This window comes from Rhodococcus sp. Eu-32, assembly GCF_003336925.1.
GTDB lineage: Bacteria > Actinomycetota > Actinomycetes > Mycobacteriales > Mycobacteriaceae > Rhodococcoides > Rhodococcoides kyotonensis_B.
Window position 1 is genome coordinate 82,242 of the sequence record NZ_QGNK01000016.1, and the last position, 17,145, is coordinate 99,386.

Genomic DNA, 17,145 nt, shown 5'->3' on the forward strand with positions numbered 1-17,145 from the left:
AATGGCGACAGCAACTCTCGTCGAAGAATCGATGTCCTGGTGGCAGCCAGGCACCAACCTGTACCGGCTATCCGAACCGTTCCAAGGAAAGGAGTACGTCGCTGTGACCGTAGCCCCAACCGGAACGGCGGTCATGCCCGCGACCGAGTCGGGAGCGTCGGTGGCTGCGCCGAATGAGATAGGCCTGGTGGCCTACCGTAGCGAGTACCCGCCGATCCCGCACGACGAGATGCTTCAGCGACTTGGCTATCAGGTCAAGTGATGACGCTGTCTTCGGTGGCAGTCACACGCGAACAACTAATAGAGCTTTTAGCTGACGACAGCTCGCCCGATGCAGTTTGGGTGTGCAGCGACACCGGAGCGAAATCTATCGTCCAGGCTCCATCGTCCGAGCAGCTCGATGCGCTGCGGTCGACAGACTCATGGCCGATGTACCTCATCCGTGTCGACATGGCCGAGAACTTCCTACGGGAATACGGGCTCGACGGTGCCGTGACAGCACTCAATCGAATATTCGCAACAACACAAACCCCTCGGGCGCGCTCACGCGGCTTTGCATCAACTTTCTGGCGCAGATAGGAGCACCATGAGCGGACTCGGATTCGCACCGGAACGCGGCGTGCCGCTGTATTTGTCCGAGGGGCAGGACTTCCTGCACGAGGAAGAGCACGAGACGGGGCAGTGGCCTTCTGGCACCTCGGCGCGCATCTCGTTCACGGGTGGGCCGGTGTGGTCCGGTGTGATCGAGGGGCGTTTCATCCGCTGGCGAGTCGAAGCAACCGGCACGACAGCGGCTCTCGTGCCTCACGGAACGAAGTACCGCATGTTCCTCACCATTCCCCGCGACGGCGGGCTGACCGACGACTGGGTGTGGTTCTCCGGTCAGGTCCAGCGAACCGACTAGAACCAACCTCCATCGTCGACAAGGAAGAATCTCATGCCACTGACAGCACAGTCCAAGGAAGACATCGCGATCTACGCCGGGTCGCTCGGCTCGTGGATCTCACTGCACACCGCCGATCCCGGCTCGTCGGGTGCCAACGAGGCGTCGGGCGGAACGTACGCGCGCAAGCAGACGACGTGGGCAGGCGGTCCGGTAGACGGCACGATCGCCGGGTCCGCAGTCACCATTCCGGTGCCGGCGGGCACGTTCGCGTGGGCAGGCATCTGGTCGGCGCAGACCGGCACCACGCGCTTCGTCGGGTCGATCCCCATCGCGTCCACACAGCTCGGCGCGCCGGGTGAGATCGTCGTGACGCCGACGGTGAACGTCGCGGGATAGCCGTGCGCACACTGCCTGCGCCGACCCGTGACAGCGGCGCGCGGCTGCCGACCGTCTCGCGCCGTCGCTCGGTGCTGCCGAAGCCGTCGCATCGACTGCTGACTCCTCGCGATGTGCCGCCACTGCCCACGCTAAGAGTAGTGGTCGCGGCAGACATGGTTGTCGTCGTTCGGTCGGCTGCCGAGACTCGCGTGACAGCTCGGGTCACGGCCGCCCTCGTGGTCGACGTCGTCGGGTCTGCGTCGGCGCGGGCCGATGGCGGACGCAAGGAAGCCGACGCGGACCTTGCGATCGTCGTATCGTCGGCGGCCACAGCGGTTGCGCGTTACCGCCGCACCGCACTGTCGGAAGTTACCGTGTCGACGGCGGCTCACGCGGCAGCTCACGCACGCGCCGATCTCGCTGTTGCCGTTGCCGCAGCGGGGGAGCTGTTCATCCGCGCAAATGTCGACGCCGTCCTCTCCGTCAATGTCACAGTCACCGCCGAGATCGTGGCGATCGGCGGCCAGATTCCGGTCGACGCCAACCTTGACATTGCCGTGGGGCAGCAGGCGTCGGCGGTCGGTCGCATCTACCGAGATGCGTCGCTCGCCGTTGACGTGACGGCCACGGCAGAGCGTCTGATCCGCATGGCCGCCAGCGCGGTGCAGAGCATCGCTGTCAGCTCAGCGGCCACCGTCAAGGTGCCCGTGAAGGCGGACCTCGGCGTCACAGTGTCGGCGACAGCCGACGCACGTCTGGCGTTCGACAATAGCGGCCTGACGAAGAACGACACACAGGAAGTCGCGTCGGGAACTACGGCGGCGCCAGCGTGGACTGTCGTTGCGCCCTGGGTGGTCCGCAGTGGATTCGCGACAACGATCATCGAGGACAACGGGATTCGCGTGCCAGCAGGGGTGACCGTCAACATCACCTACCGAGTGCCGTTTAGCTCGCAGCCAGGGCCGTCCGCGTACACGTACTCACGGCTGACGAACGACGGCGTCGAGATCCCGAACTCGGTCGTCTCCAATAGCGGCTACAGCGACGCGGCAGCGCTGACCTTGACCGGACTGGTCGGCACGGGCGGCATCGTTCGCGTCGAGGCGTACGGCAATAGCTCGACAGCCCGTCGCACCGTGACCGCCGCTGCGTACATCGAAATCATGCGAGCTTGAACGCTCGTCTGCAAAAGCGCCCCATCTCCCACAGCGGAGGTGGGGCGCATTCTGTGTTCGGGGCAAGAAACGTTAGTTACGCAAACAATAGAAAATCCCACTAATAGACCACTCAATGGGCTTGCGTTAGCACTCAACAAGGTGCTAGACTCTAGTCATGACAAACCCCAAGAACCTCCTCCTCGAGACCATCACCGCAGCCGGCTACCAGGCCAGCGACTTCGACCTCAAGGCCACGCTCAAGCGGATCGCCAACTACAACGACGCAGTCGCCGAGGGTGAGTACGAGGGAGAGGTCCTCGACATCGAGACCGCCATCGAGTGGCTGGACGAGACCAGCAACTTCCCCACCTACGTACTCGCGAAGTTCTGAGAGGGGGTCGGCCCCGAAGGGGGCGTACTCCTCTGCGTCTAGGTCGATACTTTGCGTAACGAACGATTGCCGGTTCGAACTCGGAGGTCCATCGCTGAAACTCCCCGGCGAGTATCCGATGCCAGGGGCGGCGTCGTCGAACCAGTCCTCTGCGTGCGCGCCTGAGGTGGTCGCATCGGTGACGGGTATCTGCCGGGTCTGACATCAGCGCCGCCCTACTCCAGGGGTGCTGGGGTAGGGCGCCCGCCGGCGTCAGTTCTCGGTGAGTCTTACCCGGGCAATGACGTTCCGGCTGATCGATTCGGTCACGTCGTAGACACTGTCGCCGAGGGGTACGAGATCCAAGCCCCGAAAGTCGCTGGCCGCCCAGATGACGTAGCGGGCGCTCTGTGCGTGGTCGAGGTCGAGGGTCTCGATCTGGTCGTTGGTGGTGATCATGTCGGTCTCTCCGGGTTCCATGAGCTGGCTTGTTCGCGGTTTGCGCTGAGCGGGTTCCAATGCGGCTCGAGAGGCTCGACCCTCTCGGGCCGAGCCTCTCGGCCTCAGTCCTTCCTGGCCCGGGAGCGGCCCTTGGCGGGGAGGCTGTAGCCGCAGCGCCGGAAGACTGCGTCGAGGCTGCTGTCGAGTTCGATGACCTCGACCTTCTCGCCCGAGCCTGCGAGGTAGGTGCCGTGGTAGGTGGCTCCGGCGAGGATGTCGGCGGAGGTGACGGTCTTGCGGGTCTGGCTGGCGAGGTTTTCCGTGTTTGTCATGACTTGAGTCTAGCACTCAACAAGGTGCAGAGGAAGGGTTTAGTGGGAAGTTTCGATAATTCGTTCGGTGTTGACCGCGCACTCGGTAGAGTGCTAGTTTCACTACAGTGAGAAAAAGGCTCTAAATCGTGGAGGTCGAATGAAGCGCTACCTGTCCGTCAAGCAGATCGCCGAACGTACCGGGCAGCCGTACGAGACTATTCGGTCTCTCGCTGGCCGGAAGATATCAAAGGGCGCTGGCGACTTCCCGCTGCCTGCTTGCGTCGTCGGCGAACTCGGCGGTCGCAGCGCGACGTACGGGTGGGACGATCGAGAGATTGACGACTGGTACGCGGGCTATGCACTGAACAAGCCGCATGCGCGCTCAAAGATGATTGAATGAAGCCGTCAAAAGTATCCGCTGATTAGCGCTTGACATAGCACTCTGCCAGGTGCTAATTTGTAGATACAACAAAAGAGAGTGAGGGTTCTAATCGGAGCCGAGATTGTCGGTAGCAATCGTCTCGCATCCGCCCCTCAACCGCGAGAGACCGGAACAACACCAGTTCCCCTCCAGGACCGGGAAGGCCAGCCGAAAGGCTGGCCTCTTTCTTTGCCCGAAGCCGTTGACCGAACACAGCATTCAGGCCGCGCCCCCACCTGGGGACGCGGCCTGAATGACGTAGGACGTGTCAGAGACCGGCGTTGCAGCTCACGACGGCGAACTGGCCCGTAGCGGTCTGCTCGTCCTCGATCTCGCCATCGACGACGATGCGGCAGGTGACCGACGTGCCGTCCGTCTGTGCGGTGACGCCGACGATCGCGAACGTAGAACTGTTCGTCAGCTCCATGGACCACGGCGCCGCGACGCTGCTCTCCTGCTGGATCGCAGAGTCCTCGTCGAAGTAGGTCACGTTGCCGAGAGTCGGGCTGTCGCTGATGACCTCGTAGGTGATCTGTTTGCCATCTCCCGACGGCGCAGCGGGGACGAGCGGAGGAATGGTCGTACCTTCGGTCTCCTCGGCTGCCGGCGGGTTCTGGCCCTGCGCCTGGCCCTCGGAGTTCCCGGCTGTCGTCGGCGCGGCTGTGCTCGTGTCCGAGTCGCCGCCCTGGCTCGTCGCGACGCCGATGATGACGAACACGACGATCAGCGCGAGAACGATCCAGGGCCATTTGCGCTTCTTCTTCACCGGCTGAGGGGGAGGCTGCTGTCCGTACGGCTGCTGCGGGTACGGCTGACCCTGCGGAGCGCCGTAGGGCTGCTGCGGATTGGGCTGCTGACCGTAGGGCTGGTTCGGATCGTTGGGGTTGGTCATTGTTTCCTGATCTCTCGTGGTGGATTCGTAAGTGGTATCAGACAAACTGGACGGATCGTTTCAAACTGTCGGCGCTGTCATTCGATTGACCGACGGCAGCTGCGGCCTTGCGCCACTTGCCGATTGTCGTGTCGGAGACCCCGATCTCGGCGGCGATCGCACGCTGCGACAGCTCGCCCTCGGCAAGGAGCCTGAGGGCGCGCGTGCGGCGGTCCTCGCCGTTGGCCTCTGTCTCGACGTCCGGCTCGCTGCACTCCTCGTCGGCGGTTGAACTCTCGACAGCGGTCCGGTGCATCAGGCGGACGGTGAGATGTGTCGACGCGAGAAGCCACAGCGGCGGCACGAGCGAGACGCAGACAGCGACGGGGGAGCGGGTCAGTTCCCACGCATGGATGCCGTTTCCGGCGAGAGAGACCGCAGCGCCGAGAACGAGTAGTGCCCACGGGTAGACCGCACGTGGCATCGCCATCGCGGCGGCCGTCGACACGACGATCAGGCCGTCGACGATCAGCGGCCACGCGAGAGCCTGTGGCTCGGCGAAACCGGACCGCCGAGCGAGGTCCGCGAGCGCGACGAAGCTGAGCCAGAACGACAGCGCGGCGATGCCGATATTGCCGATCTGCGCGATGAGGGCGGCGGTGGATCGGGACATGAATTCCCCCCTGGAACCTGACACCGGTGGCCGGCGTCTGAATGGGCATGGATGCATACGAGAGAGCAGCCGCGGTCGAGGCTGGATTCGATCCGGACGACCCGGCGGTGGAGGCGGCGTTGCTGAGGGTTCGCCACGCGCTTGCCCACGCGAGTATTTGTGACCGTGGGCAAAAAGTGGGCAGGAATGCTCGACCACTGGAGAGCCTAGGGCGGTGCGAGTGCGCTGACCTGGTGCAGAATGGGTGGGGCGGGCGGGGCTCGAACCCGCGACCAATGGATTATGAGTCCACGGCTCTAACCGACTGAGCTACCGCCCCATCTCGCACAGCGAGCGGTCAGAATGTTACTGGATCACGTCCGCGAGATCGTCACTGGGACGCCGTTGAGGATCGCGTTCGCGGACACCGCGTCGACCTGCTGAGAGTCGGTGACGTCGTTGGCGCTCGCGCCGACCACGGTCGTCGCCACGGCCAACGCGACGCCGTCGCGCTGGTGGCCGAAACCGTGCGGCATGCTGACCACGCCCGGCATCATCCGGTCGCTGGCGTGCACTTCGATGCGAACCATCCCGGCTGCCGAAGTCACCGACACGACGGAACCGTCGTCGATTCCGCGAGCGGCGAGATCGTCGGGATGTGCCCACAGGTGGTGTCTCGGCCGACCCTTCGTCAAGCGGGGAGCGTTGTGCATCCACGAGTTGTTGCTGCGCAGATGTCGTCGACCGATCATCAGCAGTTCCTCACCCGTGGTGACGGGTGCGTGGTGCAGGACGTCGTGCAGTGCGGGAAGCTCGGCGACGACGACGTCGTGTATCAAGTGAATCCGTTTGTTCCGGGTGTGCAGTTTCGCGGGCAGGCTTGGTTCGAGCGGTCCGAGATCGATCCCGTGGGGCGACGCCGTCAGTGTGGACACCGACAGGCCTCTGCGTGCCGTTCGCAGCAGCAGGTCGACGGTACGGCGCGGTGAAAGTCGCAAGCGTGCTTCGGTTTTCAGTGACTTCGGGGTCAGGCGTCGGCGCACCCGGTCCGTACGAGAGCGCGACAGCGCGGCCTGATACCGGACTGCGAGGTCACGGTAGATTTCCCAATCGGCCTTCGCGCCGGGCTTCTTCGTCACGACGGCAGGGGAGAATTTGGCGGTGTTGCGCACGCCGAACGCCTGGAATATCAGGTCGTAATGATCTCGTTCGAGCGACATCGTCGGCGGCAGAATGACATTCGCGTGTCGTGAGGTCTCGTTGATGTAGAAGTCGAACGAGACCATGAAATCGAGATGGGCGAACGCGTCGTCGAGCTTACGGCCGCCGGGCACCGACAGCACCGGGTTGCCCGACAGGACGGCCATGGCACGAATCTGCCCGCCGCCGGGCGTCGTCATTTCGTCGACCAGCGTCGAGGCGGGGAATTCGCCCGCGAATTCGGGGAGATCGCGAACTCGACTGCGCCACTTGTCGAAATGGCCCCGGCCGACGATCGATCTGCCGACCAGGTCGATCGCAGGGTCGGTCATCAATGAGCCGCCGACCCGATCCAGATTTCCGGTCAGGATGTTGAGCACCTGAATGGCCCACTGGCAGACGGTGCCGAAGCGTTGCGTCGAGACGCCCATTCTTCCGTACGCGACGGCAGCTTCCGCGGATGCGAAACGTGTTGCGAGCGAGACGATGTCCTTCGGTGACATCCCGACGGCGGGAGCAACCGCTTCCGGTGTGAAGTCGGCGGCGATCCGAGCGACCTGGTCGACGCCGTCGACGTACTCGGCGACGCGCGTCCTGCCGGACTCGACGACGACATGGATCAACGCCATCAGCAGCAGGGCGTCGGTTCCAGGGCGGACGAAGTGGTGTTCGTCGGCGACGTCGGCGGTTTCGGTCCGGCGCGGATCGACGACGACGAGCGTTCCGCCCCGTGCCTTCAATGCTCGGACGCGATTGGCGAAGTCCGGCACGGTCATCATCGAGCCGTTCGACGCCATCGGATTGCCGCCGAGGACGAGGAAGAAGTCGGTGCGGTCGATGTCGGGGATCGGCAGGGCAAGTTGGTGGCCGTAGAGCAGGTGGTTCACCAGCTGGTGTGGCAGCTGATCGAGAGACGTCGCCGAGTACCGGTTCCTGGTGCGCAGCATCGACGTGAACGGAATGCCGTGCGTCATCGATCCGAGACTGTGCACGCTCGGATTTCCCTGGTAGATACCGACGGCGCTCGGCCCGTACCGCTCACGCGTCGACACGAGGCCGTCGACGACGAGGTCGTATGCGACGTCCCAGTCGATCTCCTGCCAGCCGTCGCCGACGCGTCGCACCGGTTTGATCAACCGATCGGGGTCCTCGTGCAGGTCGATCAGCGACAGGGCCTTCGGGCATATGTGTCCGCGCGACAGTGGATCGTCCTTGTCGCCGCGAATCGACGTGACGGTGTTGTCCTCGACCGTGAACTCGAGTCCGCAGACGGCTTCGCACAGGTTGCAGGATCCGTACTTCTTCGTCATCGACCACCCCTTCGTCTGCCGAGAGCCTAGCGCTGCCGCGTTCGGGCGAACGAGAACGAACCTAGAACGTGTTCCAATTCTGGCGGTGTCTGCGTTATCGTCGGACGTGAAACCGGCCCGGCGGGCGGGTCGATTCGGCGGGCGAAAGGCGAGTGGGTCATGAAAACCAAGGGCGCTGTGCTGTGGGGTTTGAACGAGCCGTGGTCCGTCGAGGAGATCGAGATCGGCGACCCGGTGGCGGGCGAGGTCCAGATCCGGATGGAAGCGGCCGGTATGTGTCATTCGGACCACCACATCGTCACCGGTGCGACGCCGATGCCGTCGTTCCCGGTCATGGGTGGGCACGAGGGGGCAGGTGTCGTGACCAAGGTGGGGCCGGAGGTGAAGACTCTGCAGGAGGGCGATCACGTCGTCCTGTCGTTCATTCCGTCGTGCGGTCACTGTCCGGCGTGCGCGAACGGGCATCAGAATCTGTGCGACCTCGGCATGGGCTTGCTCAGCGGAATGGCCATCAGCGACGGCACATTTCGCATCCAGGCGCGGGGCCGGAACGTCATCGCGATGTGTCTGCTCGGAACGTTCTCTCCGTACATGACGGTGCACGAGACGTCGGCGATCAAGATCGACGACGACATACCGTTCGACGTCGCCTCACTCGTCGGCTGCGGCGTGCCGACGGGGTGGGGTTCGGCCGTCAACGTCGCGAAGGTCGCACCGGGTGACACCGTCGTCGTCATCGGCGTCGGGGGAGTGGGTATCAGTGCGTTGCAGGGTGCCGTGCGATCGGGTGCGTCGAAGGTCGTTGCCGTGGATCCTGTTCCGTTCAAACGGGATCAGGCCCTCAAATTCGGTGCCACGCACGTATTCTCCAGCGCCGCAGAGGCATTGATGCCGCTGATGGAACTGACGGAGGGGCGGATGGCGGAGAAGACGATCATCACCGTCGGCGAGATCAAGGGTGATGACATCGAAGCCGCGCTGCTTCTCACGGCCAAGGCGGGCCGGTGCGTCGTCACCGGAATGGGTCGGATGGAGGACATGGACGTCAAGCTGAACTTGTTCCTGTTCACGATGCTCCAGAAGGATCTTCAGGGCGCGATTTTCGGCGGCGGAAATCCGCGACACGACATTCCGCGGCTGTTGTCGATGTACAAGAGCGGACAGCTCGACCTCGACGGGATGATCACCAACACGTACACCCTCGACACCATCAACACGGGCTACCAGGACATGCTCGACGGCAAGAACATCCGCGGGGTCATCGAGTACACCGACGCGGATCGGTAGGCGGGCGCTGTCGCCATCGTTCCAGTCGACATCGATGGCCCGTGGCATCCGATAGACGGCTTTCGTGTGACATCGATGCCGTGAGGACGGGCGACCCCCATTAAAGTTGTCGCCGTGCACAGTCTGGATTTGATTGCCGGTTGGCCCGTCGACAATGCTGCAGCCCGGGTGGTCTCGGTTGCGGGTGTCACCGACGAGTACGGCGACGTCGAGCGCGTCTTCGAACTCGCGTCGGTGACGAAGCTTCTGGTCGCGTACGCGGCGCTCGTCGCGATCGAGGAAGAGGCCGTCGACCTCGATCAACCTGCAGGTCCTGAGGGGTCGACGGTTCGGCATCTGCTGGCGCACACGTCGGGTCTCGCGTTCGGCGAGCAGAAGGCGCAGGCCGCACCGGGGTCCAAGCGCACCTATTCGAGTGCAGGCTTCGAGGTGCTCGCCGACAAGATCGCGTCGGAGTCGGGTATCCCGTTCGAGACCTATCTCGACGAGGCGGTGTTCCAACCGCTCGGGATGACGAATTCGACGCTGACAGGCTCGGCTGGGCACGGCGCGCAGTCGACGGTCCGTGACCTGTCGGCGTTCGCGGCCGAACTTCTCGCTCCCCAGCTCGTCTCTCCCGACATGCTCGGGCGAGCGCGCACGGTGCAGTTCGACGGGCTGTCCGGCATTCTGCCGGGCTACGGGATGCAGAAGCCCAACGACTGGGGCCTCGGCTTCGAGTTGCGCGACTCCAAGAGCCCCCATTGGACCGGTGCGAACAATTCCCCGCGGACCTTCGGTCACTTCGGCCAGTCGGGGACATTCCTGTGGGTGGACCCTGACGCGAATCTTGCCGCCGTGGTGCTCACCGATCTGGCGTTCGGAGAGTGGGCGAAGCCGCTGTGGCCCGAGCTGTCGGACGAAATTCTGCACAACAACCGCAGGTGACACGCATGAATTCACGAATGCACTAGCGCAACAGGGGTAACTCCGGGCACACTAGTGCACGCACGTGTTCTCACCGAGCATCTGCAGCCCGTGTCGAGGTCGTTGGGGAAGACGTCCCTCGTCGAAGCTGGAGGTGTTGTGGAATGCGCGCGTTGAATCAATTCGCGGACGCGACGTCGGGTGTGGTCTACATCCACTCGTCGCCTGCCGCGCTGTGCCCGCACGTGGAATGGGCGCTGTCCGATGCACTGAACTCCCGCGCGAACCTCGGTTGGTCGGCTCAGCCTGCGTCGGACGGTCAGCTGCGCGCCACCACCAACTGGGTCGGTCCTGTCGGCACCGGCGCCGCGCTCGCCGGCGTGCTCAGGGCGTGGCAGATGCTGCGGTTCGAGGTGACCGAGGACGCGAGCGAGGGCGTCGACGGAGAACGCTTCGCACACGTGCCGGGACTGGGGCTCTGGCGCGGTTCGACCAGCGCCAACGGCGACGTCATCCTGGGGGAGATGCGCCTGAAGTCGATGATCGAGGGCAGCTCCGGCAACCTCGCTGCCGAGATCGAGCACGCCCTGGGGAGTGCGTGGGACGACGCGCTCGAGCCCTACCGCACCGGCGGTGGCGGTTCCGAGGTCACGTGGTTGAGCCGCACCGCGGGCTGACCTCGCCCCGGTAGTATCCGCACCGCGGCACGAGAAGTGGTGCACAACAGCCGGCGATGTGGGTGGTGTCGATGTTCTCGACGGGCAGGATCATTCGTTTCGACGAACACAAGGGGTACGGCTTCGTCGCGCCCGACGCCGGGGGTGAGGACGTCTTCATCCACGTCAACGATCTGACGTTCGACAAACGACTGCTGGCACCCGGTGTGCGCGTCGAATACGTCGCTGAGGACGGCGACCGTGGGCCCAAGGCGGGTCAGGTCCGCGTCATCGAATCACCGAAACCGGTTACCCGCGCGGCCGTTCCCGCGGTGGTCCCGCCGGCCGAGACCAGCTACGACGACGTCGTGTGCGACGTCCTGTCCATCCCTGCCTTCACCGCCGAATTGACCGAGGCTCTGCTGCACTCGCACCCCGGGCTCACTGCCGAACAGGTTCTCGATGTCCGCGAGGTCGTCACCCGCATTGCACGGTCTCACAACTGGGTCGAGGGCTGACGCAGCCGGTGCTCGACCGCTACGGACGACTGTGCCCCGGTGTGATCACCGGGGCACAGTCCTGACTCGAACGTCCTTACAGCGGGATGTTCTTGTGGTCGCCGCGCAGAGCGGGAGCGGCCGCGAGCGCTTTCGCGATGATCGAACGGGTGCGTGCCGGATCGATGACCTCGTCGACGACTCCGATGGAAACGGCACGGTCGACGCCTCCCGCGATGGTCTCGTGCTCGACGGTCAAGCGGTCGTGCAGGGCTTCGCGCTCGGACTCGGGCGCGGCGGCCAGCGCCTTCTTGTGCAGAATGCCGACCGCGGCCTTGGCGCCCATGACGGCCACCTCGGAACCGGGCCACGCGTAGACGGCGGTCGCGCCGAGTGCGCGCGCGTTCATCGCGATGTAGGCGCCGCCGTAGATCTTGCGGGTCACCAGCGTCACACGCGGAACCTTCGCTTCGGCGAATGCGTGCAGAAGCTTGGCTCCGCGTCGCACGACGCCTTCCCACTCCATGCTGACACCGGGTAGGTAGCCGGGAACGTCGACGACGACCACGAGCGGAATGCCGAACGCGTCGCACAGCCGGACGAAACGTGCCGACTTCTCGGCACTTTCGGAGTTGAGGCAGCCGCCGAGACGAATCGGGTTGTTCGCGATGACGCCGACGGTGCGGCCGGACAGTCGACCCAGACCGGTGACGATGCTGCGTGCCCAGCCGCCCTGGAATTCTTCGAACGTCGATTCGCCTTCGACGTTGTCGAGCAGCTCGTCGATGATCGGGTGGACGTCGTAGGCGCGTCGGTTCGACTCCGGCAGCAGAGCGCGCAGGTCGGTGTCCCCGTGCTCGGCGGCGGCGATGTCGAACGTGCCCTGCTCACTGAACATCGAGACGAGACGCCGAGCGCGGGTGAGCGCGTCGAGCTCGTCGTCGGCGACGATGTGGCAGACGCCTGACTTCTTGTAGTGGGTCTCCGGTCCGCCGAGCGACGCCATGTCGACCTGCTCGCCGGTGACGCTGCGGACGACGTCGGGACCGGTGACGAATACGCGTCCCTCGGGAGCCATGATGACGACGTCGGTCAGCGCGGGACCGTACGCGGCGCCACCGGCTGCGAAACCGAGGACGACGGAAATCTGGGGGACGAGGCCGGATGCGCGGACCATAGCCTCGAACACGAGTCCGACTGCGTGGAGCGCTTCGACGCCCTCGGCGAGGCGGGCACCACCGGAATGCCAGATTCCGACGATCGGTGCGCCGCGGTCGATCGCGGTGTCGATGGCGTCGACGATGTGGGCACACCCGTCGACACCCATTGCGCCACCCATGACGGTGGCGTCGGAGCAGTAGGCGACGGTGTGCACACCGTCGATGTCGCCGGAAGCGGCGAGAAGACCGGACTTGTCACGGTCGTGGAGAGGGACCATCGTCCCGGCGTCGAAGAGCTTCTCGAGGCGAGCGACGGGATCACGGGGATCGGTGGAACTGCCGGACCTGGTGACGGGGGACAGAATGGTCATCACGTTCTCCTTCTGCATGCCCCGAGGGGGGCGGTGCCCGGGTGGGACCTTCGAACGAAGGTCCCACCCGGGTTCGAGTACCTGCTGAGCAAGCTCGGTCGAGCTGTGAAGCCCTACCGAATCAAGCTCGACCGAAGGCGAGCGCGACGTTGTGCCCACCGAATCCGAACGAGTTGTTGATCGCGTAGTCGATCTGCGTCCTGCGGGCTTCGCCCTTGACGACGTCGAGATCGATTTCGGGATCCTGATTCTCCAAATTCAGTGTGGGAGGGATGATTCCCTCGCGCACTGCCATCACCGTCAGCACCGATTCGAGGGCGCCGACGGCACCGATCGAGTGTCCGAGTGCGGACTTCGGTGCGTACACCGCTGCGTGATTTCCGACGGCTTTGTTGATCGCGAGCGCCTCGGCCGTGTCACCGATCGGAGTGGCCGTGGCGTGCGCGTTCACGTGCTTGATGTCGGACTTCTGCAGGCCTGCGTTCTCGATGGCCTTCGTCATCGCACGAGCAGCGCCCGTGCCTTCCGGATCGGGAGCCACGAGATGGAACCCGTCGGAGGTGATTCCGGCACCGAGTAGGCGAGCGTGAATCGTCGCTCCGCGCGCCTTGGCGTGCTCCTCGGTCTCGATGACCATGAGCGCACCTGCCTCGCCGAACACGAATCCGTCACGGTCCTTGTCGAACGGCCGCGACGCGCCCTTGGGGTCGTCGTTCCTGGTGCTCATCGCGCGCATCATCGAGAAGCTCGCGATCGGCACGGCGTCGATGTATCCCTCGACGCCACCGGTGACGACCATGTCGGCGTCACCCATGACGATCATGCGCCATGCGTGAGCGATGCCCTCGGAGCCCGAGGAGCACGCCGACACCGGCGTGATGACGCCGGCTTGTGCTTTCAGTTCCAGTCCCACGACCGCTGCCGGTCCGTTGGGCATGACCATCTGAACTGCGAGAGGCGACACCTTGCGGTAGCCACCGGCCTTCATCTTGTCGTTGGCGTCGATGAGCGAGTCACCGCCGCCGAGGCCGGTTCCGATCGACACTCCGAGACGAAGTGGATCGACCTCGGGGCTGCCCGCGTTCTTCCACACCTCACGACCGAGGACCGTGGACAGCTGCTCCACGTAGCTCAGTCGCCGAGCCTCGACCCGGCTGAGGAGGGTCGACGGGTTCACCGCGAGGTGGCCGCCGATGCGAACGGGAAGGTCGAACTCCTTCACGAAGTCGTCCTCGAGCGCAGTGATTCCGCTCTCGCCGTTCAGCAGACCCTTCCACGTGGCATCGACATCGCCCGCGATGGACGTGGTCGCAGCGAGGCTGGTGACGACGACATTCGGGAAGCGCCCGTTGTTGGTGGATGGGTTGGTCACGGTTCGACTCACTCGCCCGAGTCGTCGAGCTTGGCCTTGATCGCCTCAGCGGCTTCCGGGTTCTCCGCCTCGAGCTTCTGGATGTACGCAACGGCGTCGCCGACGGTACGCAGGCTGGCGAGATCCTCGTCGGGGATCTTGACGCCGTACTTGTCCTCGGTCTGGACTGCGATCTCGACCATGGACAGCGAGTCGATGTCGAGGTCGTCGACGAACGACTTCTCGATGGTCACCTCGGAGGGCTCGATACCCGTGACCTCCTCGATGATCTCTGCAAGTCCGGCGATGAGGTCTTCCTGGCTGGCCACTGTTGTGGCTCCCTTCTTGTCGGTATCGATCTTTTCGATGTCGGTGCGACGGGAATCGCCGCACCGAAGTTCTCGTTGACGGCGCACATCTCTCGCGAGACGACGCCCTCTTCCGTACCCGCGGCGTTCGCGCCACGGGAGGTCTGTGTCGATCAGGCCAGTTCGGCCAGAGCGGCGATGTCCTCGGGGGTCTTCAGACCGAGGTTCGGCGTTCCGCGCATCTCGCGCTTCGCGATGCCGACGAGCGTGCCTGCCGGGGGAAGCTCGGCGACCGCGGAGACGGTGTTCTCCTTCAGCGTCGCCGTGCAGAGATCCCACCTGACCGGCTTGGTGACCTGGGCGGCCAGCTTGGCGAGTGCGTCGGCGCCGGACGTCACGGGCTTGCCGTCGGAGTTCGACAGTAGCGTCCGTGTGGGCTCGGACGGAGTGATCGCCGACGCGGCAGCAGCGACGGCGTCCTGCGCCGGTGCCATGAAACGCGTGTGGAATGCGCCTGCAACCGGCAGCGAACGCACGCGAGCCTTCTCCGGCGGGTTCGCGGCGAGTTCTTCGAGGGCGGTGTGCAACCCTGCTGCAACGATTTGACCTGCAGCATTGATGTTGGCGGGTTCGAGGCCGAGTTCGCTCAGTCGAGCGAGCACGGCTGCTTCGTCACCACCGAGGACCGCCGACATTCCGGTCGGCTCGAGGGCGCATGCCTTCGCCATCTCCGCGCCGCGGACGGCAGCGAGGGCGACGGCTTCGTCGGAGGTGATGACGCCTGCCACCGCGGCGGCAGCGAGCTCGCCGACCGAGTGACCTGCAACGATGGCGTCCGCGGGAACGATTCCGCGGCCGTCGGCTTCTTCGAACGCGAGGAGCGCAGCGGCGACGACGAGCGGCTGGGTGACCGAGGTGTCGGTGATCTCCTCGGCGGTTGCCGTCGTCCCGAGCCGAGCCAGATCGAGTCCCGACGCTTTGGACCAGAGAGCAATCCGATCCGCAGCTCCGGGGAGTTCGAGCCATGGCAGGAGCATGCCGGGTGTCTGAGAGCCCTGACCGGGCGCAAGCAACGCAATCACATCGTCTAGAGAACACTGTGGCGGCCCCGTTGGCCGATGTCGCCCTCGTCAAACCTTCGGCATCCAATTTGTAGGGACCCAACAAATCGGCACGTGGTCCGGTGACATCGCCACACCCTGCCTCGGCGTTACGTCACCACTTCACCGAATGTTACGTGTGTGATCTGTGGGGCGGGATACTGCGGTTCGTGATGCATTTGGGCTAGACGGCCGACCGTTGCGGCGACACGTAATACATACGCATCACGCGATTGTGTGGGATCTCGGCCTGTGACTTCCGCTATACGTTTCAGGCGATACCGGACAGTATTTGGATGAACAAACAGCTGCCGTGCACAAGTCTCGACTGCACCTCCACAGTCGAGGTAGGCGTCGAGAGTGTCCGCCAGACCCGATCCAGCGGCGGCGAGCGGATGCACCACCTGCTCGTTCAACGCGGCGATCGCGGCCCCGTCGCCGAGGAGTGCGCGTTCGGGTAGCAACTCTCCGGCATGCACCGGGCGCGGCGCCCCGCGCCATCCCGCGACGGCCTGCATTCCCGCGAACGCCTCGACGGCGCTCGAATGCGCGGCGCCGAGCGTCCGCGTCGTCGGGCCGATGACGACAGGTCCGTCGGAGAAGTTCTCGAGCATGTCCTCGAGAAAGGCGCTGCTCGTCGGGCTGTCGATCAGCTCGCCACTGACGACCATGACGAGCCGCGTGCCCTGAACGACGGCCAACGCGGCCCGATGGTGTTTCTGTGCGACGGTGTGCACGGTGCCAACGACGGACACGCCTTGGTTCTCCGGCGGCGTACCGACCAGGACCGTCGCAGGCGCCGTCGCGTCCCAGTTCAGCGTCGCGGCACGCGACAGCATGTCCGAACCGGTGTCCCCGCGGACGACCGCGTCGACGACGAGAGCTTCGAGCCGGGTGTCCCATGCACCGCGAGATTCGGCGGCGCTCGCGTAGACGGACGCGGCCGCGAAACCCAGCTCTCGCCCGTATCGCAGTACCGCCTCGGTGAGCGCCACCAGCTGCTGATCGTTTCTCGCCAGCGCGGGGAGCCACTGCTCGAAGAACTCCATCGCGACGCGAACCATGTCGACCGTCTGGCGCAGAGTGAGTCGACGTGCGAGATCCTGCGGAATCACCTGGAACGCGTCGAGGCTGAACCGGATGTCGCTCTGCGGATTCTTCAGCCACTCCAGAAAATTATCGACGGCAGTCTGGATCAGAAGCTGAACGCTGGCCCGCTGGGCCGCGTCGAGACCCCCGAAGAACGGGAGCTGGTCCTGCATCGTCGTGACTGCTTCGGTGGACAGACGCCCCGAGAACTGCTTGACGCGCCGAAGGAGGGCGTCGGGCAGGGGATCCCTCTTGTGCCGCGACGGAGCCAAGGCCTTGACCGGCAGGTGTACCTCGTTCTCGGTGACGATCCCGTCGGACTCGACGGGGTAGCCGCCGGCGTCGGTGTGCTCGTGCGCTCCGGCGGGCTTCTTGCTGTCGACCATGTGAAAAACCTACGCCCGCCCGCCGGCGTCCGGT

20 protein-coding genes and 1 tRNA gene are annotated in these 17,145 nt (G+C 64.8%); 10 read left to right on the top strand and 11 right to left on the bottom strand.

Annotation, left to right across the window (positions count from 1 at the left end; translation table 11 throughout):
- The first annotated feature begins 1 nt into the window (after position 1).
- The 5 genes from DK926_RS19080 to DK926_RS19100 all read left to right on the top strand — a co-directional run bounded on the left by DK926_RS19080 (position 2) and on the right by DK926_RS19100 (position 2,812).
- A complete protein-coding gene (locus tag DK926_RS19080) occupies positions 2-262 on the top strand; it encodes a hypothetical protein (RefSeq protein ID WP_114331716.1) in 261 nt (86 codons plus the stop codon).
- Between the two features lie 324 nt (positions 263-586).
- On the top strand, positions 587-904 hold the full coding sequence (locus DK926_RS19085) for a hypothetical protein (protein WP_114331717.1): 318 nt from the start codon (positions 587-589) through the stop codon (positions 902-904).
- 33 nt (positions 905-937) lie between these two features.
- Entirely contained in the window at positions 938-1,282 is a 345-nt protein-coding gene (locus tag DK926_RS19090) for a hypothetical protein (RefSeq protein ID WP_114331718.1), read from the top strand.
- A gap of 2 nt (positions 1,283-1,284) precedes the next feature.
- Positions 1,285-2,439: a hypothetical protein gene (locus tag DK926_RS19095; protein ID WP_114331719.1), complete on the top strand. Its 1,155-nt coding sequence runs from the start codon at positions 1,285-1,287 to the stop codon at positions 2,437-2,439.
- Between the two features lie 157 nt (positions 2,440-2,596).
- Positions 2,597-2,812: a hypothetical protein gene (locus tag DK926_RS19100; protein ID WP_114331720.1), complete on the top strand. Its 216-nt coding sequence runs from the start codon at positions 2,597-2,599 to the stop codon at positions 2,810-2,812.
- Positions 2,813-3,064: 252 nt separating this feature from the next.
- Here the strand turns inward: DK926_RS19100 and DK926_RS19105 are convergent, their stop codons facing one another.
- On the bottom strand, positions 3,065-3,250 hold the full coding sequence (locus tag DK926_RS19105; RefSeq protein ID WP_125833424.1) for a hypothetical protein: 186 nt from the start codon (positions 3,248-3,250) through the stop codon (positions 3,065-3,067).
- Between the two features lie 104 nt (positions 3,251-3,354).
- A complete protein-coding gene (locus DK926_RS19110) occupies positions 3,355-3,564 on the bottom strand; it encodes a hypothetical protein (protein WP_114331722.1) in 210 nt (69 codons plus the stop codon).
- 139 nt (positions 3,565-3,703) lie between these two features.
- On the opposite strand from DK926_RS19110, the gene DK926_RS19115 reads away from it, so the two are divergent.
- Positions 3,704-3,946 carry a hypothetical protein gene (locus DK926_RS19115; protein ID WP_114331723.1) on the top strand — a complete coding sequence of 81 codons (243 nt, stop codon included), beginning with the start codon at positions 3,704-3,706 and terminating at the stop codon, positions 3,944-3,946.
- Positions 3,947-4,235: 289 nt separating this feature from the next.
- Here the strand turns inward: DK926_RS19115 and DK926_RS19120 are convergent, their stop codons facing one another.
- From DK926_RS19120 to DK926_RS19135, 4 genes are all read right to left on the bottom strand, one after another.
- A complete protein-coding gene (locus DK926_RS19120) occupies positions 4,236-4,859 on the bottom strand; it encodes an MmpS family transport accessory protein (protein WP_114331724.1) in 624 nt (207 codons plus the stop codon).
- 37 nt (positions 4,860-4,896) lie between these two features.
- Positions 4,897-5,511: a DUF2637 domain-containing protein gene (locus DK926_RS19125; RefSeq protein ID WP_114331725.1), complete on the bottom strand. Its 615-nt coding sequence runs from the start codon at positions 5,509-5,511 to the stop codon at positions 4,897-4,899.
- Positions 5,512-5,756: 245 nt separating this feature from the next.
- Positions 5,757-5,830, bottom strand: a tRNA-Ile gene (locus DK926_RS19130).
- Positions 5,831-5,864: 34 nt separating this feature from the next.
- Positions 5,865-8,000, bottom strand: a complete 2,136-nt coding sequence (locus tag DK926_RS19135; protein ID WP_114331726.1) for a molybdopterin-dependent oxidoreductase — start codon at positions 7,998-8,000, stop codon at positions 5,865-5,867.
- A gap of 159 nt (positions 8,001-8,159) precedes the next feature.
- Here DK926_RS19135 and DK926_RS19140 point away from each other — a divergent pair, with 159 nt between their 5' ends.
- From DK926_RS19140 to DK926_RS19155, 4 genes are all read left to right on the top strand, one after another.
- Positions 8,160-9,287 (top strand): NDMA-dependent alcohol dehydrogenase, encoded by a 1,128-nt coding sequence (locus tag DK926_RS19140; protein ID WP_114331727.1) that lies wholly within the window; start codon positions 8,160-8,162, stop codon positions 9,285-9,287.
- 114 nt (positions 9,288-9,401) lie between these two features.
- Positions 9,402-10,214, top strand: a complete 813-nt coding sequence (locus DK926_RS19145) for a serine hydrolase domain-containing protein (protein ID WP_114331728.1) — start codon at positions 9,402-9,404, stop codon at positions 10,212-10,214.
- A 143-nt stretch (positions 10,215-10,357) separates the two neighbouring features.
- Positions 10,358-10,870: a DUF3145 domain-containing protein gene (locus tag DK926_RS19150; RefSeq protein WP_114331729.1), complete on the top strand. Its 513-nt coding sequence runs from the start codon at positions 10,358-10,360 to the stop codon at positions 10,868-10,870.
- Positions 10,871-10,941: 71 nt separating this feature from the next.
- Positions 10,942-11,367 (top strand): cold shock domain-containing protein, encoded by a 426-nt coding sequence (locus DK926_RS19155; RefSeq protein ID WP_114331758.1) that lies wholly within the window; start codon positions 10,942-10,944, stop codon positions 11,365-11,367.
- A 76-nt stretch (positions 11,368-11,443) separates the two neighbouring features.
- Here the strand turns inward: DK926_RS19155 and DK926_RS19160 are convergent, their stop codons facing one another.
- The 5 genes from DK926_RS19160 to DK926_RS19180 all read right to left on the bottom strand — a co-directional run bounded on the left by DK926_RS19160 (position 11,444) and on the right by DK926_RS19180 (position 17,111).
- Positions 11,444-12,877: a carboxyl transferase domain-containing protein gene (locus DK926_RS19160; protein WP_068420917.1), complete on the bottom strand. Its 1,434-nt coding sequence runs from the start codon at positions 12,875-12,877 to the stop codon at positions 11,444-11,446.
- Between the two features lie 121 nt (positions 12,878-12,998).
- Positions 12,999-14,249 (bottom strand): KasA/KasB family beta-ketoacyl-ACP synthase, encoded by a 1,251-nt coding sequence (locus DK926_RS19165; RefSeq protein WP_068420921.1) that lies wholly within the window; start codon positions 14,247-14,249, stop codon positions 12,999-13,001.
- An 8-nt stretch (positions 14,250-14,257) separates the two neighbouring features.
- Complete coding sequence (gene acpM / locus DK926_RS19170; RefSeq protein WP_068420919.1) at positions 14,258-14,557, bottom strand: meromycolate extension acyl carrier protein AcpM; 300 nt, start codon at positions 14,555-14,557, stop codon at positions 14,258-14,260.
- 152 nt (positions 14,558-14,709) lie between these two features.
- Positions 14,710-15,618 (bottom strand): ACP S-malonyltransferase, encoded by a 909-nt coding sequence (locus tag DK926_RS19175; protein WP_114331730.1) that lies wholly within the window; start codon positions 15,616-15,618, stop codon positions 14,710-14,712.
- Between the two features lie 128 nt (positions 15,619-15,746).
- Positions 15,747-17,111 (bottom strand): helix-turn-helix domain-containing protein, encoded by a 1,365-nt coding sequence (locus DK926_RS19180; RefSeq protein ID WP_114331731.1) that lies wholly within the window; start codon positions 17,109-17,111, stop codon positions 15,747-15,749.
- Between the last annotated feature and the right edge of the window lie 34 nt (positions 17,112-17,145).

What these genes read in the sequence shown, in the direction of transcription:
- DK926_RS19080 (WP_114331716.1), top strand. Translation starts at nt 2, where the DNA reads ATGGCGACAGCAACTCTCGTCGAAGAATCGATGTCCTGGTGGCAGCCA.
- DK926_RS19085 (WP_114331717.1), top strand. Translation starts at nt 587, where the DNA reads ATGAGCGGACTCGGATTCGCACCGGAACGCGGCGTGCCGCTGTATTTG.
- DK926_RS19090 (WP_114331718.1), top strand. Translation starts at nt 938, where the DNA reads ATGCCACTGACAGCACAGTCCAAGGAAGACATCGCGATCTACGCCGGG.
- DK926_RS19100 (WP_114331720.1), top strand. Translation starts at nt 2,597, where the DNA reads ATGACAAACCCCAAGAACCTCCTCCTCGAGACCATCACCGCAGCCGGC.
- DK926_RS19105 (WP_125833424.1), bottom strand. Translation starts at nt 3,250, where the DNA reads ATGATCACCACCAACGACCAGATCGAGACCCTCGACCTCGACCACGCA.
- DK926_RS19110 (WP_114331722.1), bottom strand. Translation starts at nt 3,564, where the DNA reads ATGACAAACACGGAAAACCTCGCCAGCCAGACCCGCAAGACCGTCACC.
- DK926_RS19115 (WP_114331723.1), top strand. Translation starts at nt 3,704, where the DNA reads ATGAAGCGCTACCTGTCCGTCAAGCAGATCGCCGAACGTACCGGGCAG.
- DK926_RS19120 (WP_114331724.1), bottom strand. Translation starts at nt 4,859, where the DNA reads ATGACCAACCCCAACGATCCGAACCAGCCCTACGGTCAGCAGCCCAAT.
- DK926_RS19125 (WP_114331725.1), bottom strand. Translation starts at nt 5,511, where the DNA reads ATGTCCCGATCCACCGCCGCCCTCATCGCGCAGATCGGCAATATCGGC.
- DK926_RS19135 (WP_114331726.1), bottom strand. Translation starts at nt 8,000, where the DNA reads ATGACGAAGAAGTACGGATCCTGCAACCTGTGCGAAGCCGTCTGCGGA.
- DK926_RS19140 (WP_114331727.1), top strand. Translation starts at nt 8,160, where the DNA reads ATGAAAACCAAGGGCGCTGTGCTGTGGGGTTTGAACGAGCCGTGGTCC.
- DK926_RS19150 (WP_114331729.1), top strand. Translation starts at nt 10,358, where the DNA reads ATGCGCGCGTTGAATCAATTCGCGGACGCGACGTCGGGTGTGGTCTAC.
- DK926_RS19155 (WP_114331758.1), top strand. Translation starts at nt 10,942, where the DNA reads ATGTTCTCGACGGGCAGGATCATTCGTTTCGACGAACACAAGGGGTAC.
- DK926_RS19160 (WP_068420917.1), bottom strand. Translation starts at nt 12,877, where the DNA reads ATGACCATTCTGTCCCCCGTCACCAGGTCCGGCAGTTCCACCGATCCC.
- DK926_RS19180 (WP_114331731.1), bottom strand. Translation starts at nt 17,111, where the DNA reads ATGGTCGACAGCAAGAAGCCCGCCGGAGCGCACGAGCACACCGACGCC.